Source organism: Parafrankia elaeagni, assembly GCF_000374165.1.
GTDB lineage: Bacteria > Actinomycetota > Actinomycetes > Frankiales > Frankiaceae > Parafrankia > Parafrankia elaeagni.
In genome coordinates this window covers 19,183-33,290 of sequence record NZ_KB893739.1, presented here as the reverse complement: position 1 = coordinate 33,290, position 14,108 = coordinate 19,183, and the positions used below count along the sequence as shown (strand labels likewise).

Here is a 14,108-nt window from a genome sequence, read left to right as displayed (position 1 = left end):
GGGTCGATGGTCCGGGCTGGGCGCGTCGGGCGCGCGCCGGCCGGGAACAGCGGGTCGGGAGCGGTGGGTCGGGACCGGCGGGTCGGGTGGTCGGCGTGTCAGCTCCGGGTTCTCGGGGCCGGGCGGGTCTGGTGCCGGGCCGGCCGCACGGTGCGTCCGTGGGGCGGAGAGGTGACGCCGGTCCCGCCGGTCGCGAGGGCCGTCGGTCCTGCCGCGGCGATCGCCTGGTAACCTCAAAGACTGCTGCGGACCTTCAGCTCCGTGTGGCGGCCTGGTATGGCCAGCTCTGCGCGCTGAGGTCGGCCCCATACCTCTGGCAGTGCATCTCGCCCCGCGGTTCTCCACGTCCCGCTGGGCACTTGCTGGCGACACATGACGAGGCTCCCCGCGAGTTCGTCCGAACGAGAAGGCAGACCTGTGCGCACGTACCAGCCCAAGCCCGCGGACGTACAGCGCGCGTGGCACGTCATCGATGCCACCGACATCGTGCTCGGTCGGCTGGCCAGCCAGGCTGCCCAGCTCCTGCGTGGCAAGAACAAGCCGTACTTCGCCCCGCACATCGACACGGGCGACTTCGTCATCGTCATCAACGCCGGCAAGGTGGCGATGACGGGCAACAAGCGTCAGCAGGCCCAGTTCCACCGGCACTCGGGCTACCCGGGCGGTCTGCGCAGCACCTCCTACGGTGAGCTGCTCGACACCCGCCCCCACGTGATCGTCGAGCGGGCGATCCGTGGGATGCTCCCGCACAACCGGCTCGGCCGGGCACAGGGCAGCAAGCTGAAGGTGTACGCGGGCCCGATTCACCCGCACCAGGCCCAGCAGCCCGTCCCGTACGAGATCAAGCAGGTCGCGCAGTAGTCGCGGCTCGATGGGCATCCCGAAGCACGCGGACGGGCGCACGGCGTCCGTCCGACTGACGGCCCGACATGACCGATCGAGCCGTTTCGGGTGGCCTCGAGCAATCTGTTTCAGACAAGGAAGGAACGCGACGTGGCTGTCGTGACCGACGCCCAGGGCAATCCCCGTGCCACTGGCCGGCGCAAAGAGGCTGTTGTCCGGGTGCGGCTGCTCCCGGGTACGGGTAAGTGGACCCTCAACGGGCGCACGCTCGAGGAGTATTTCCCCAACAAGGTGCACCAGCAGCTGGTGAACGAGCCGCTGAAGATCCTGGAGAAGGCCGAGTCGTATGACATGGTCGCCCTCCTGCACGGTGGCGGCGTGTCGGGGCAGGCGGGCGCGCTGCGCCTGGCGATCGCCCGCGCGCTGATCATCGCCGAGGAGGAATCCCGGCCGACGCTGAAGAAGGCCGGCTTCCTGACCCGGGATTCGCGGATCAAGGAGCGGAAGAAGTACGGCCTGAAGAAGGCCCGTAAGGCGCCTCAGTACAGCAAGCGCTGATTCGCCGCCCACCGGTTCGGTGGGTGCGGCCCGACAGGCCAGGCCTGTCGGGCCGTCAGGCGTGCGATGGTTTTCTGTCGATCTCCGCGCGGCGTGCCAACGGCGCCCGCCGGTGCCGCCGCGACTGCAGGGGAGGCCTCAATGGCGAGGCTTTTCGGTACCGACGGTGTGCGCGGTGTCGCGAACGCCGATCTGACGGCGGAGCAGGCGCTCGCGTTGGCCTCGGCCGCTGTCGAGGAGGTCGCGGGCCAGGGCACGCCGCCCCGGCAGCCCGTGGACGGGGTACCGGTGGCCCGGTCGGCTTCGGCGGCCGACCACCGCCCGCTGGTGATCGTCGGGCGGGACACGCGGCCGTCGGGGGAGTTCCTGGAGGCCGCGGTCGTCGCCGGCCTCGCCCGGTCCGGGGCGGACGTCGTCCGGATCGGGGTCGTGCCGACACCCGCGGTGTCCTACGTGGTCGCTTCGACCGGTGCCGATCTGGGCGTGATGCTCTCGGCCAGCCACAATCCGATGCCCGACAACGGGATCAAGCTGTTCGCGGCCGGTGGTCTCAAACTGCCCGACGAGGTCGAGGACGCGATCGAACGCCGGATGTCCGGCGCGGCTGCCGGCCACCGACCCGTCGGGGCCGCGGTCGGCCGGGTCCGTGACGACCGCGCGCTCGTCGACGGCTACGTCGACCATCTGCTCACCAGCCTGCCGGCCGGCCGGGGCAGCCTCAACGGCCTGAAGGTCGTCGTCGACTGCGCCCAGGGCGCCGCCTTCGACCTCGCTCCGCGGGTGCTGCGCGCCGCCGGAGCAGAGGTCGTTCCGCTGCATGCCGACGGCGACGGGCTGCGTATCAACGACCGCTCCGGGGCGACCCACCTCGACAGCCTGCGGGACGCGGTCCGCCTGCACGGTGCCGACGCTGGCATCGCCCACGACGGCGACGCCGACCGCTGCCTGGCTGTCGACGCGACCGGCGAGATCGTCGACGGTGACCAGATCCTCGCCCTCTGCGCGCTGGCGCTCGCCGAGCGCGGCGAGCTGGCGCACCGCACCGTCGTCGTCACCGTCATGTCGAACCTGGGCTTCCACCACGCGATGCGGGAGGCCGGCATCTCCGTGGTCACCACCCCGGTCGGTGATCGGTACGTGCTGGAGGCCATGCGCGCGGGCCCCTACTCGCTGGGCGGGGAGCAGAGCGGGCACGTGCTCTTCCTGCGGTATGCGGGGACGGGCGACGGGCTGCTGACGGCGCTGCAGATTCTCGGCCGGATGGCGGAGAAGGGCCAGCCACTCGACGAGCTGGCGAAGGTGATGACCCGCCTGCCGCAGGTGCTGGTGAACGTGCGTGGGGTCGACCGGGCCCGCGCGGGGACGTCCGAAGAACTGCGGGCGGCGGTCGCCGAGGCGGAGGCGGAGCTCGGCGGCTCGGGTCGCGTGCTGCTGCGGCCGTCGGGCACCGAGCCGCTGGTCCGCGTGATGGTCGAGGCACCCACCGACCAGCTCGCCCGTGCGGTCGCGGGCAGGCTGGCGGACGTCGTCCAGCGCGCCTTGCGCTGACCTGGCAGGCGGCGGGTGAAAAGCACCCGCTGTGACGAAACGGGCGCGGCTGCGCGCCGACATCTTTGGCATCCGAGTGGTCCGTGCTCGGGACCCGGACCGGACTGCGTACGCTGAGCAACATGTGCGGGATCATTGGGTACGTCGGTGCACAGCCGGCCCTCGAGGTCGTGCTGAGCGGGCTGCGCCGGTTGGAGTACCGCGGCTACGACTCTGCGGGTGTCGCCGTCGTCGGCGCCGGGGTGCTACGCACCGAGCGGCGCGCCGGGCGGCTGGCGAACCTGGAGAAGGTCCTCGACGAGGGCAGTGACGCCATGCCGGGAACGACCGGCATGGGACACACCCGGTGGGCGACGCACGGTGGTCCCACCGACGTCAACGCCCATCCGCACACCGACTGCACCGGTACGGTCGCGGTGATCCATAACGGGATCATCGAGAACTTCGCCGAGCTGCGGGCGGAGCTGGAGAACAGCGGCCACGAACTGACCAGCGAGACCGACACCGAGGTCGTCGCACACCTGCTGGAGATCGAGATCGCCCGGTCCCGCGCTGCGTCCGGCGAGACCGCCGGCACCGGCAGGATTGGCAGGACCGGCAGCACCGCCGGTACGGCCACCGCCACCGCCACCGCCGCCACCGCCGCCACCGCCGCCACCGCCGCCGCTGCCGCTGCCGCTGCCGCTGCCGGCACGGCGGGCGGCTCCGGCGCCGAGGGTGGTGCTGCCGGCGCCGGGCCGCATCCGTTGACCGAGGCTCTGCGCGCGGTCTGCCGCCGGCTCCAGGGCGCCTTCACACTCGTCGTCCTGCACCAGGACCATCCCGAGGTCGTCGTCGGCGCGCGGCGCAACAGCCCGCTGGTCGTCGGCCTCGGAGTCGGCGAGGCGTTCCTCGCCAGCGACGTCTCCGCCTTCATCGCGCACACGCGGGAGGCCCTGGAGATCGGGCAGGACCAGGTCGTCGAGGCCCGCCGCGACGGCGTGACCGTCTACGACTTCGCCGGTACCCCGATCGAGGGCCGTCGCTACCACGTGGACTGGGACGCGAGCGCCGCCGAGAAGGGCGGCTTCCCCTACTTCATGCTGAAGGAGATCAGCGAGCAGCCGGCTGCGCTCGCCGACACGCTGCGCGGGCGGCTCTCGCCGGAGGGCGCCATCGTCCTGGACGAGGAGCGCCTCTCAGACCAGGACTTCCGTGACATCGACAAGGTCTTCATCGTGGCCTGCGGGACGGCGTACCACGCCGGCCTGATCGCCAAGTACGCCATCGAGCACTGGACGCGGCTGCCCTGCGAGGTCGAGATGGCCTCGGAGTTCCGCTACCGCGACCCGGTGCTGGACCGGTCGACGCTGGTGGTCGCGATCAGTCAGAGCGGGGAGACGCTCGACACCCTGATGGCGGTCAAGCACGCCCGGGAGCAGAAGGCGCGTGTCCTGGCGATCTGCAACACCAACGGCTCGACGATCCCGCGTGAGTCGGATGCCGTCCTCTACACCCGCTGTGGTCCCGAGGTGGGCGTCGCCGCGACCAAGACGTTCCTCGGGCAGGTCGCGGCCTGCCTGCTTGTCGGCCTGTTCCTGGCACAGACCCGCGGTGTCCTGTACGGCGACGAGGTCGCGGCCTATGTGGACAGGTTGCAGCGCATGCCGGAGCTGGTGCGGCGCACCCTCGGGACGGTCGAGCCGGTGCGCGAGCTGGCCCGCAGCCTCGCGGGCGCGAAGGCGGTGCTGTTCCTCGGCCGGCATGTCGGCTACCCGGTGGCGCTGGAAGGTGCGCTGAAGCTGAAGGAACTGGCCTACATGCACGCCGAGGGCTTCCCCGCCGGCGAGCTGAAGCACGGACCCATCGCGCTCATCGAGCCCGGCCTGCCCGTGGTGGTGATCGTCCCGTCCCCACGCGGGCGGGCGAACCTGCACGGCAAGGTGGTGTCCAACATCCAGGAGGTGCGGGCTCGCGGCGCCCGCACGATCGTGATCGCGGAGGAGGGCGACACTGCGGTCGAGCCCTACGCCGATCATCTGATCAGGGTGCCGGCCACGTCTTCTCTGCTCGCACCGCTGGTTACGACGCTGCCGCTGCAGGTGTTCGCCTGTGAGCTGGCGCTGGCGCGCGGCCTGGACGTCGACCAGCCCCGCAACCTGGCCAAGTCCGTCACGGTCGAATAACCGACCGCTCCGGCGTGGCCCCCGCCGCTCCGGCGTGGCCCGGAGCGGCGGCTGGCGTCCCGCTCCGGGCTGTCGGGCCCGGCGTCACCGGGCGGTGGCGCCGGAGGCGGTTCAGCCGAGGTCCTTCGCCGGGCCGCTGGCGGCGGGCGCGTCATCGCCGGTGGCACCCGTGGTGCCGGTTGTCCGGCCGGCCTCGTCGTCCTGGCCGCCTTCCGCGGCTTCCGACGTCGCGCCGGAATGGTCCAGGTCGCCGGCCAGGATCCGGTACAGGCCCCGGCGTGCCTCGACGAGCAGCTCGCGTGCCGCGGCGATCTGGTCGGTGTCACCCGCCTGGGCGACCTGGATCACGGCGGCGCCCACTCCGAACGCGAGGGTGCGCAGTGCGGCGGTGCCGTCGTCGGCCGCGCTCGCAGCCGCGGTCTCCCACGGCTTCGCGGCGCCGGCCCGGGCGGTGACATGGGCCTGGCCCGCCTCGGTGAGGTGGAAGACCCGCCGCCCGTCGCGTTCCTCGGCCCGGACGAGGCCTTCGTCGGCCAGCATCGACAGCACCGGGTAGACGGAACCGGGACTCGGTCGCCACGTGCCGCCGCTGCGGGTGGCCAGCTCGCCGATCATCTGGTATCCGTGCATGGGCTCCTCGGCCAGCAGGGCCAGCAGGGCCTCACGGACGTCGCCGCGAGCGACCCGCGCTCCGCGCCCGAAACCCGGACCCGAGGGAAACCCGCGGCCGAACGGCCAGCCTCCCGGCCCGAACGGAACGTTCTGGCGGCTGCCGCGCCCACCGCCCCGGCCTCCGCCGCGCCCCGCGGGCCCGCCGTGGCCGTGCTGCCCGTGCTCGCCGTGGCCGTGCTCGCCGTGCATCCGGCTGTGGCGGTCACGGGTGCGGTCGGCACCTCTGGTGGCCTCGGCGAACGCCGCCTGGCGGGCAGCCTCGACAACTCGGGATGGGTCGAAGGGGAAGAAACGGGTCCAACCCTCCCAGCGGGCATCCCAGTCAGGAATGGCATGTGAACTCATGGTGATCTCCTTGGATCAAGGTTCGCGTTGCTTCGCGTACGCTCACGATATATCGCGATGGAGCGGTCGGCTAGTCCAACTCGGCACCTAGCCAGCGCGTTCCCGCGCTGGTTCCGTAGGATTAGAGAATGATCATTTCGGCGTCCGAGGGCGACGGGCACGGCGACGAGGCGGTCACCCCGCTCGAGGCCGCCTTCGAGGAGCGTGCCTGCGCACAGCGGGCGGGCACAGCCGTCTTCATGGAGGGCGTCAGCCTGGCGCTGCTCGGCCGGGTGGAGCAGCTCCGGATCCGTCCCACCAACGCTTCGGGAACCGTCGACGACGACGGCCACCAGCAGGTCCGGCTCGTGGCGGGCGACGATGGGCCGGGTTCCACCTGTACCTGTACGGACAGTGTCGGCGGCGCCTTCTGCCGGCACGCCGTCGCGGTGGCGCTGGTCGCCACCGGCTCGGCCGGCATGGCCGACGACGACGAGGACGACGAACAAGGCAGTACCGAGGACCTCTTCGCCGACGACCCCGTGCACGCGGCGATCAGGGTCTTCCTGAGCCGCGTCCCGCGGGCGGAGCTGGTGGAGACACTGCTCGACGCCGCCGACGAGAACGAGGCGGTCGCCGACGTTCTGTGGGAGGCCACCGTCGCCTGGCACGGCCGCCAGCACGGGGCGGTCTGACCGGCGGCCCGACCGCCCCGAACCCGCCGGGCGTGCCACGGGGTGGCCGCGGGCACGCGGGCGGCCGAGCCGGGAGCATGGCGACATGATCGAAGCTCACACCGTGGCCGAGGTCCGGGCCGCCGAGGCGCCGCTGCTCGCGGCCCTGCCTCCGGGCGCGCTCATGCAGCGTGCCGTGTCCGGGCTGGTCACCCATGCCGTCGGCCGCCTCGGCCGGGTGTACGGAGCCCGCGTGGTCGTCCTCGCCGGCGGGGGTGACAACGGTGGGGACGCCCTGTGGGCCGGTGCGCGGCTGGCCGCCCGCGGCGCCACCGTGCACGCACTGGCACCGGGGCGGACCCATCCGGCGGCGACGGCCGCCCTGCTCGCCGCCGGTGGCCGCCTGCACCGCACCGGCCCCGGCCCGGCGCCGGACCAGCGGATCGACCCAGTCGTGGGTACCGCCCAGGGGACGGGCGGCGACGCGGCTGCCGACCTCCTGGACTCGGCCGACCTCGTCCTGGACGGGCTGCTCGGTATCGGCGGCCGAGGCCCGCTGCGGGAGCCGCACGCGCTGCTGGCCCGGCTGGCACCGCCAGCGCGCACCGTGGCCGTCGACGTCCCCAGCGGCGTCGACGCAGACACCGGTGCGGTGGCCGACGGCGCGGTGCGGGCCAGCAGCACCGTCACCTTCGGCACGTACAAGCGGGGCCTGCTGGTCGGACCCGGCTCCACCCGCACGGGGCGGGTCGAGCTGGTCGACATCGGGCTGGCTCTGCCCACGGCCGACCTGCGTGCTCTCGGCAGTGAGGACGTCGCCCGCCTCCTGCCGGTGCCGTCCGCCGCGGACTCGAAGTACTCCCGGGGCGTGCTCGGCCTCGTCGGTGGGAGCGACCGCTACCCCGGCGCGGGCGTGCTGGCCGTCGGCGGCGCGCTCCGGGGCGGCGCAGGCTACCTGCGGGTCGTCGCCGAGGAACAGGCCGCCGCCCACATCCGCCGGGCGCATCCCGAAACGGTGGTGACGGTGATCGCGCCCGGCGACGCCGACGCGGCTCTGGCCGCCGGCCGCGTGCAGGCGTGGGCGATCGGACCGGGGCTCCCCCCGGACGAAGCGACCGGGCGGCTCGTCGCCGCCCTGCTCGACCAGGCCGGCACCGGCCTGCTCGCTGACGCGGGTGCGCTGCAGCCGCTGGCCGAGCTCATCGCCGCCCGGCCCCGCCTGCTGCACGACCGCGCCGGCCCGGGCAGCGCCTCCGAGGTCGTCCTCACCCCGCACGAAGGCGAGTTCGCCCGGCTCGTCGCGACGGCTCTGGGCTGGGACGCCGCCGACCTGCCGGCCCGTCTCGCGACGGACCGCCTGGGCACGGTTCGCCAGGCGGCCGCGGGGCTGGGCGCGACCATCCTGCTCAAGGGCAATCGGACCATCGTCGCCGGCTCCGGCGGCGCGGCGTTCGTCAACCTGACCGGGACGCCCTGGCTGGGCACAGCCGGGACCGGGGACGTTCTCACCGGCCTGGTCGGGTCGCTGCTCGCCGCGGGGCTGCCGCCGGCGCTCGCCGCCGCGGCAGGCGCCTTCCTGCACGGCTCGGCGGCCGAGCGCGGTCCGCGCCCGCTGGCCGCCGGAGACCTGCCGGCCCTGCTACCGGAAGTGATCGCGGACCTGCTTGCTAGCGTCAGGGGGTGAGCCTGCCGCATCCGCCGCGCGCCTACGCGGCCATCGAACTGGACGCTGTGCGCGACTCGGTCGCGGCTCTGGTGGCCCGGGCACGCAACGCCGTCACCATGGCCGTGGTCAAGGCCGACGGCTACGGGCACGGCATGGTGCCCTGCGCCCAGGCCGCGCTGGAGGCCGGCGCCACCTGGCTGGGCACCGCCTTCCTGGAGGAGGCCCTGGGCCTGCGCGCCGCCGGGATCACCGCGCCGGTCTTCTCCTGGCTGGCCGTGCCCGGTGAGCGGCTGGCCGCCGGGGTGGCGGCTGACATCGATCTCTCCGCCTCGGCGGGCTGGGCGCTCGATGAGCTCGCCGCCGCCGCGCGGCAGGTCGGTCGGCCGGCCCGGGTGCACCTCAAGATCGATACTGGTCTCGGTCGGGCCGGCGCCACCGGTGAGGTCTGGCCGGATCTGTGCGAGTCCGCGGCGGCGCTGGAAGCCGAGGGGCTGCTCGAGGTCGTCGGGGTGTGGAGCCACTTCGCCTTCGCCGACAGCCCAGGCCACCCGACCGTCCAGTCGCAGATCGGGCGGTTCGGTGACGCGGTGGACGCCGCCCGCAAGGCCGGCCTGACCCCACGCCTGCGACACCTCGCGAACTCGGCCGCGACCCTGGTCAGCCCGGAGGCCCACTTCGACATGGTCCGGCCCGGGGTGTCGGTGTACGGGCTGTCGCCGGGCCCCGAGGTCGGGCCGCCCTCGACCTTCGGCCTGCGCCCGGCGATGACACTGCGCGCCGGCACGGCCCTGGTGAAGCGGGTTCCGGAAGGCACCGGCGTCTCCTACGCGCACCGGTACACGACGCGGGCCGAGACCAACCTCGCCGTCGTCCCGCTCGGCTACGCGGACGGCATCCCGCGCACGGCGACCAACACCGCCGAGGTGCTGCTCGGCGGGCGCCGCCGCCGAATCGCCGGAACGGTGTGCATGGACCAGTTCGTCGTGGACGTCGGCGTCGACCCGGTCGCCGCCGGGGACGAGGTCATCCTCTTCGGCCCGGGCGACCACGGTGAGCCGACCGCCGACGACTGGGCGCGTGCGCTGGACACCATCAACTACGAGATCGTCACCCGCATCGGTGCCAGGGTGCCGCGCGTCTACGTCTGAGACCCGTCCACCACTGGGACCCGGGTGAGGGGCTGACCGACCAGCCGGTCAGCCCCGCCACCCGTTCAGCAGCCGCAGCCTCCACTGCCGCAGCCGCCGCCGCCCCCGTCGCCCTCGGCGCCGTGGGAGTGACCGGTGGCGGCACCGCCGAACATGCCGCGTTCCATCCGACGGCGCACCGGCTGTGGGTTCGCCGCGCGCTCGGCGGCCTTCTCCAGCTCGGTGCGGGTGGTCAGCGTCAGCATGACCGGCCCCCCGGCCGCGGGCGCGCGCCCGGCCGGTTCCGCGACGCCGAGCTCTCCGCCCAGCTGGTCCAGCTCGTCGAGGTCGTCCTCGACGTCGACAGCGCCGCTGTGGACCGGCGACGCGGCCGGCCTGCTCTTCCGCCACCGCAGTTTCACGACGCCTCCCCTTGTCGCAACCGCACGGCTCGACCCGTTCAACGCTAGCGGAGGATCCGGACCGGGACCCGGTGGATCTCCGGGAGCCCCTGTCGGTTATCCGCCTGTGCCCGCGCCCACGGGTGCCCTCCGGCCGTCCCTGCGGTGGTCGGTGGTCTCTGGCGTGGCCCACCGAGGCGAGGACGGGCCGGTCACCGGCTGCCGCCGAGGGCGTCCTGCCCACCATGGTGGCACCATCGGGCATTATCGGTACGTCGCGTGCTTTTTGGCGACTGTTGTCCTTTCGTCGTCCGCCGTCGTCTCGGTGGGGGTCGGTGGGGGCTGGCTCGGCCGCTCGACAGGAACGCTCGGCAGGAATCTGCAGGAACAGGAACCGGCAGGAAGAGGTGGCTGGCGATGGCGGGTGCTCCATCTGTGGGCGGCGCTGCTCGCGCCGTCGCCCGCGCTGCCGGCACGGTGGTGGGCTCGCAGGCAGCCCGACGAGGCGGCACCGTCGGCCTGGTCGGGGCGGTCGTCGCCGCGGGCCTGATCGCCGAACGCCGCGTCGTGCGGCGCCACCGCGACCTGCCCGACCTGCCGGCCGAGGAGGGCGTCGGCCCGATCGGCGGGCGTGTCTCGACGGTCGTCACCACGGTGGACGCGGTCCCGCTGTACGTGGAGGAGACCGCGCAGGAGCCCGGTCCGGCGCCGGGCACCGCTGCCGACGACGGCGCGGCCGTTCCGACTCTGGTCTTCGTGCACGGCTTCTGCGTCAACGGCGACTCGTGGGTGTTCCAGTACCGCGCCCTGCGGGATCTGGGGCCGATGGTCTTCTACGACCAGCGGGCGCACGGGCGCTCCGGCCCCTCCGAGGCGGGGAACTGCACGATCGACCAGCTTGCCGCCGACCTTCACCAGGTGCTGGCCGAGCGGGTCCCCGAAGGGCCGATCGTGCTGGTCGGCCACTCGATGGGCGGTATGACGATCATCGCCCTGGCGGGGACCCATCCGGAGCTGTTCCGGGACAGGGTCGCCGGCGTGGTGCTCCTGTCGACCAGCGCGGGGGACCTGGCCCGGTTGACTCTGGGCCTGCCAGCGGTGATCACGAGTGGGGTGCGCCGGGTCCTGCCGACCCTGACGGTCGGGATGCAGCGTGCCCCGTCGCTGTTCGAGCGGGCCCGCCGCCGCGGCAGCGACTTCTCCTGGGAGATCACCCGGCGGATCGCTTTCGGAGGAAGCGATGTGCCACCATCCGTGGTCTCCTTCCTGGAGACCATGGTGGGGGACACGCCGATCCCGGTGATGGCCGCGTTCATGTCAACGCTGCTCGACCATGACAAGGTGAGCGCCGTGGCCGGCCTGCGGGAGGTTCCGACGATGATCCTCGTCGGCGACGGTGACCTCATGACGCCGCTCGAGCACAGCCGCGAGCTCGCCGAGCTCCTGCCAGACGCCGAGCTGCGGGTCGAGGCCGGAGCCGGCCACGCGATCATGCTCGAGCGTCCGGCTGCGGCGAACACCGCCATCCGTGACCTTGTCGCGCGTGCCAGGCCCCTCGGGCGCGGGAACGGGCGCCGAAGCGGCAGTGCCGGGCCGCGTCGTACCGCCGTCCCCTCGCCCGCCCAGCCCGCCTCGCCCGCCCAGCCCGCCTCGTCGGCCCAGGCGGCCCAGGCGACCCCGTCATGAACCGGACGGACACGAACGGATGACCATGCCCGCCGTCGCGGAGATCGAGGTCGAGGATCCGGAGCAGATGCGTGCGATCGGCGCGCGGCTCGCGCTGGTGCTGCGGGCCGGGGATCTGATCGTCCTCGGCGGGCCGCTCGGCGCGGGGAAGACCGTCTTCGTCCAGGGGCTGGCACGCGGCCTGGGGATCGGCGGGGCGGTCACCTCACCGACGTTCGTCCTCGCTCGCGTCCACACCGACGGCCGCCTGCCACTGGTCCATGTGGACGCCTACCGTCTCGGCGGGGTGGCGGAGGTCGACGACCTCGATCTCGATGCCGACGTCGACCGGTCCGTCTGCGTCGTGGAGTGGGGCGCGGGGCTGGTGGAGCAGTTGGCGGGTGCCCATCTGCGGGTGGAGATCCGCCGCCCGGCGGGCGACGAGGAGGGTGAGGTGCGGCGCGTCCTCCTCCGCCCGGTCGGGGCGGACTGGGCGGAGCGGCTGGCCGCGGCCGACCTGCCGGCGAGCTGACCGGCACGGTGCGCCCACCCCGTCCTGATACCGGGGGCCCGCGGGAGCGCTAGCCGAGTGGTGCCCCTGAGCAGGCTTTCTGTAGTCGGTTGGGCGCACGGCTGCCCGCCTCGCGGGGTGTGCGGGTGCCAGGCCCGGCGGGTCAATCCGTCGACGTGTTCTGCCCGGCCCGGCTCGCGCTGCCGGACCTGCTCCGCGGTCAGGCCGGGCGGGCCGTCGCCAGCAGCGTCGCTCCGGTGATCCGGACGTGCCGGGTCACCGGAGCCCTCGATCCGATCCATGCCGGGCCGTCCTGTGGGCCCGGCGGCATGGAGCGCGGCCGGCCGACCTGCGGGGGAGCCCAACGCCGGCCGGACGTCCGGCCGGCGCGGACTGGCGAGGACCGGTGCCCGCCGGGGCTGCGTGGCCGTTCTAGCACCTCTTCGGGTGGGCATGTTCGGGTAATCGAGAAAGTGATTCCAGGAACATTGCGCCACCGATGGCAGTTAATTGGTGACGGGGTCTGGAAAGGGTTGGTGTGCGGGAAGTGAACCGCGACACGCTGCCGGGGGCCTCCTAGATCATGTTAAGCTGAGATGTCCCCCTGTTAATGCGCTGTCCCGGCGCCCGCCCATACCGCGTCGCGGGGTGGCGTGCCATGCCAAGTCGCCCTTGAGGACAAATAGTCAACGTTCCGTAGTTGATGAGTTGTTCCGCTATATTGGCGGCGTAGGCGCGAAGTTCATGCATGCGGCGGCCCAGCCGCGTCATGGCCGCGGAGAACCGTGATGGCCTTTGGGGCCGGGAGAGGGGAGCGCGTGCGCAGCAGCACCGCTGTCGACCTTGTAGACGCTCCGGCAGAGCGCTCGACCCGGTCCCGCCGGACACGTAGTGACTTCCTTGCCAGCCGGCGGGACCTGCTCGACGCCGTCGGGCGGCTCCTCGCCCGCAACGGGCGCCGGTTCAGCCTGGTGGACCTCGCCGCCGAGGCCGGCGTCTCCACGGCGACCGCCTACCGGCACTTCGTCGACGTCCACGACGCGCTCGACGTCTACTACCTTCAGCTCATCGACGGGCTGGTGACCGACATCCGGGCGCTGGCCACCGGTGACGACCACCTGGGCAACTTCGAGGTGGTCTGCGAGGTGTGGGTCCGCTCGGTGGCCCGCTGGGGCCGCGCGGCGGTTCACGTACGGTCCGCACAGGGTTACCTCGCCCGGCTGCGCGGCCAGGACGACCTGGTCTCCCGGCTGCACGAGGTGCTGTCGCCGGTCGTCCTGGGCCTGGTGGAGGGGGGTCTACTGCCTCCGCAGGAGCCCGACTACGCGGTGCTGCTGTGGGCGTCGGTCTTCGACGAGCGCGTGATCGTCGACCTGCTGGACACCCTGGGCTGGTCGGCCGAACAGGCGGCGCAGAAGCTCACCGCCTCGGCGCTGCGGATGCTCGGCTTCACCGGCTGGTCTCCGATGCGCGCGGGGTTCCCCCCGCTCGCCGGGGGTGCGATGACCTCCGTGGCGGCCCCGTTCCCGCCCGTTCCCGCGGCTCCCGCCGGTGCCCCGGCGGGCCTGCCGTTGCCACCTCGGGGCCCCCGTCCGACGCGGACCACGGGGAGTGCCAGCGCGGTGGTCCACGGCCGTGCAGGTCTGCCGGCGATCAGTGTCGACCCGCGGCTGCGTCACCGCCCCTCCGGTGCGGTGGGTCGGCGTACCCACTAGCTCACTGCCAGCGCACTGCGTCGCAGCGGCGCGAACGGCCCGGCCACCGACTCCCGGTGCCGGCCCGGGTTGTGTTCCCGGGGGGCGTCCTGCGCCGGCGAGCCGTTCTGGCCACGGTGCATCTGTTGTGATTTCCCGGCGGCGCCGGGGCTGCCCGCGGGCAGCCCCGGCGCCGCCTCGTGTTGCGCGGTGTTCACATCCCGCCCGGTGGCGGGCGATCGTTCTGGCGCACCCTTTTC

General features: G+C 73.2%; 13 protein-coding genes. 10 read left to right on the top strand and 3 right to left on the bottom strand.

Annotated features, from left to right (window positions below):
• The first annotated feature begins 417 nt into the window (after window positions 1–417).
• From rplM to glmS, 4 genes are all read left to right on the top strand, one after another.
• Window positions 418–861, top strand: a complete 444-nt coding sequence (gene rplM, locus B207_RS0120340) for a 50S ribosomal protein L13 (protein ID WP_018638449.1) — start codon at window positions 418–420, stop codon at window positions 859–861.
• Window positions 862–993: 132 nt separating this feature from the next.
• Window positions 994–1,401 carry a 30S ribosomal protein S9 gene (gene rpsI / locus B207_RS0120335; protein WP_018638448.1) on the top strand — a complete coding sequence of 136 codons (408 nt, stop codon included), beginning with the start codon at window positions 994–996 and terminating at the stop codon, window positions 1,399–1,401.
• 141 nt (window positions 1,402–1,542) lie between these two features.
• On the top strand, window positions 1,543–2,949 hold the full coding sequence (glmM, locus tag B207_RS0120330; RefSeq protein WP_018638447.1) for a phosphoglucosamine mutase: 1,407 nt from the start codon (window positions 1,543–1,545) through the stop codon (window positions 2,947–2,949).
• Between the two features lie 122 nt (window positions 2,950–3,071).
• Window positions 3,072–5,114: a glutamine--fructose-6-phosphate transaminase (isomerizing) gene (gene glmS / locus B207_RS0120325; RefSeq protein ID WP_026311261.1), complete on the top strand. Its 2,043-nt coding sequence runs from the start codon at window positions 3,072–3,074 to the stop codon at window positions 5,112–5,114.
• Between the two features lie 111 nt (window positions 5,115–5,225).
• Here glmS and B207_RS0120320 read toward each other — a convergent pair whose 3' ends face one another.
• The gene (locus tag B207_RS0120320) at window positions 5,226–6,131 is read right to left on the bottom strand and encodes a PadR family transcriptional regulator (RefSeq protein ID WP_018638445.1); all 906 of its coding nucleotides are present in this window, start codon (window positions 6,129–6,131) and stop codon (window positions 5,226–5,228) included.
• 128 nt (window positions 6,132–6,259) lie between these two features.
• On the opposite strand from B207_RS0120320, the gene B207_RS0120315 reads away from it, so the two are divergent.
• The 3 genes from B207_RS0120315 (at window position 6,260) to alr (ending at window position 9,598) form a co-directional block, all read left to right on the top strand.
• Window positions 6,260–6,805: an SWIM zinc finger family protein gene (locus B207_RS0120315; protein WP_018638444.1), complete on the top strand. Its 546-nt coding sequence runs from the start codon at window positions 6,260–6,262 to the stop codon at window positions 6,803–6,805.
• A gap of 85 nt (window positions 6,806–6,890) precedes the next feature.
• Window positions 6,891–8,468: an NAD(P)H-hydrate dehydratase gene (locus B207_RS0120310; RefSeq protein WP_018638443.1), complete on the top strand. Its 1,578-nt coding sequence runs from the start codon at window positions 6,891–6,893 to the stop codon at window positions 8,466–8,468.
• The gene (gene alr / locus B207_RS0120305; RefSeq protein WP_018638442.1) at window positions 8,465–9,598 is read left to right on the top strand and encodes an alanine racemase; all 1,134 of its coding nucleotides are present in this window, start codon (window positions 8,465–8,467) and stop codon (window positions 9,596–9,598) included. The genes B207_RS0120310 and alr overlap by 4 nt, the downstream gene beginning before the upstream one ends.
• A gap of 65 nt (window positions 9,599–9,663) precedes the next feature.
• Here alr and B207_RS0120300 read toward each other — a convergent pair whose 3' ends face one another.
• Window positions 9,664–9,999 carry a hypothetical protein gene (locus tag B207_RS0120300; protein ID WP_018638441.1) on the bottom strand — a complete coding sequence of 112 codons (336 nt, stop codon included), beginning with the start codon at window positions 9,997–9,999 and terminating at the stop codon, window positions 9,664–9,666.
• Between the two features lie 414 nt (window positions 10,000–10,413).
• Here B207_RS0120300 and B207_RS0120295 point away from each other — a divergent pair, with 414 nt between their 5' ends.
• From B207_RS0120295 to B207_RS0120285, 3 genes are all read left to right on the top strand, one after another.
• The gene (locus tag B207_RS0120295) at window positions 10,414–11,664 is read left to right on the top strand and encodes an alpha/beta fold hydrolase (protein WP_018638440.1); all 1,251 of its coding nucleotides are present in this window, start codon (window positions 10,414–10,416) and stop codon (window positions 11,662–11,664) included.
• A 19-nt stretch (window positions 11,665–11,683) separates the two neighbouring features.
• Entirely contained in the window at window positions 11,684–12,175 is a 492-nt protein-coding gene (gene tsaE, locus B207_RS0120290) for a tRNA (adenosine(37)-N6)-threonylcarbamoyltransferase complex ATPase subunit type 1 TsaE (RefSeq protein ID WP_018638439.1), read from the top strand.
• Between the two features lie 797 nt (window positions 12,176–12,972).
• Window positions 12,973–13,869, top strand: coding sequence for a TetR/AcrR family transcriptional regulator (locus tag B207_RS0120285; protein ID WP_018638438.1), 897 nt, complete (start codon window positions 12,973–12,975; stop codon window positions 13,867–13,869).
• Here B207_RS0120285 and B207_RS0120280 read toward each other — a convergent pair.
• Window positions 13,866–14,066 (bottom strand): hypothetical protein, encoded by a 201-nt coding sequence (locus tag B207_RS0120280; protein ID WP_018638437.1) that lies wholly within the window; start codon window positions 14,064–14,066, stop codon window positions 13,866–13,868. The genes B207_RS0120285 and B207_RS0120280 overlap by 4 nt on opposite strands.
• Between the last annotated feature and the right edge of the window lie 42 nt (window positions 14,067–14,108).

What these genes read in the sequence shown, in the direction of transcription:
- glmM (WP_018638447.1), top strand. Translation starts at nt 1,543, where the DNA reads ATGGCGAGGCTTTTCGGTACCGACGGTGTGCGCGGTGTCGCGAACGCC.
- glmS (WP_026311261.1), top strand. Translation starts at nt 3,072, where the DNA reads ATGTGCGGGATCATTGGGTACGTCGGTGCACAGCCGGCCCTCGAGGTC.
- B207_RS0120320 (WP_018638445.1), bottom strand. Translation starts at nt 6,131, where the DNA reads ATGAGTTCACATGCCATTCCTGACTGGGATGCCCGCTGGGAGGGTTGG.
- B207_RS0120315 (WP_018638444.1), top strand. Translation starts at nt 6,260, where the DNA reads ATGATCATTTCGGCGTCCGAGGGCGACGGGCACGGCGACGAGGCGGTC.
- B207_RS0120310 (WP_018638443.1), top strand. Translation starts at nt 6,891, where the DNA reads ATGATCGAAGCTCACACCGTGGCCGAGGTCCGGGCCGCCGAGGCGCCG.
- tsaE (WP_018638439.1), top strand. Translation starts at nt 11,684, where the DNA reads ATGACCATGCCCGCCGTCGCGGAGATCGAGGTCGAGGATCCGGAGCAG.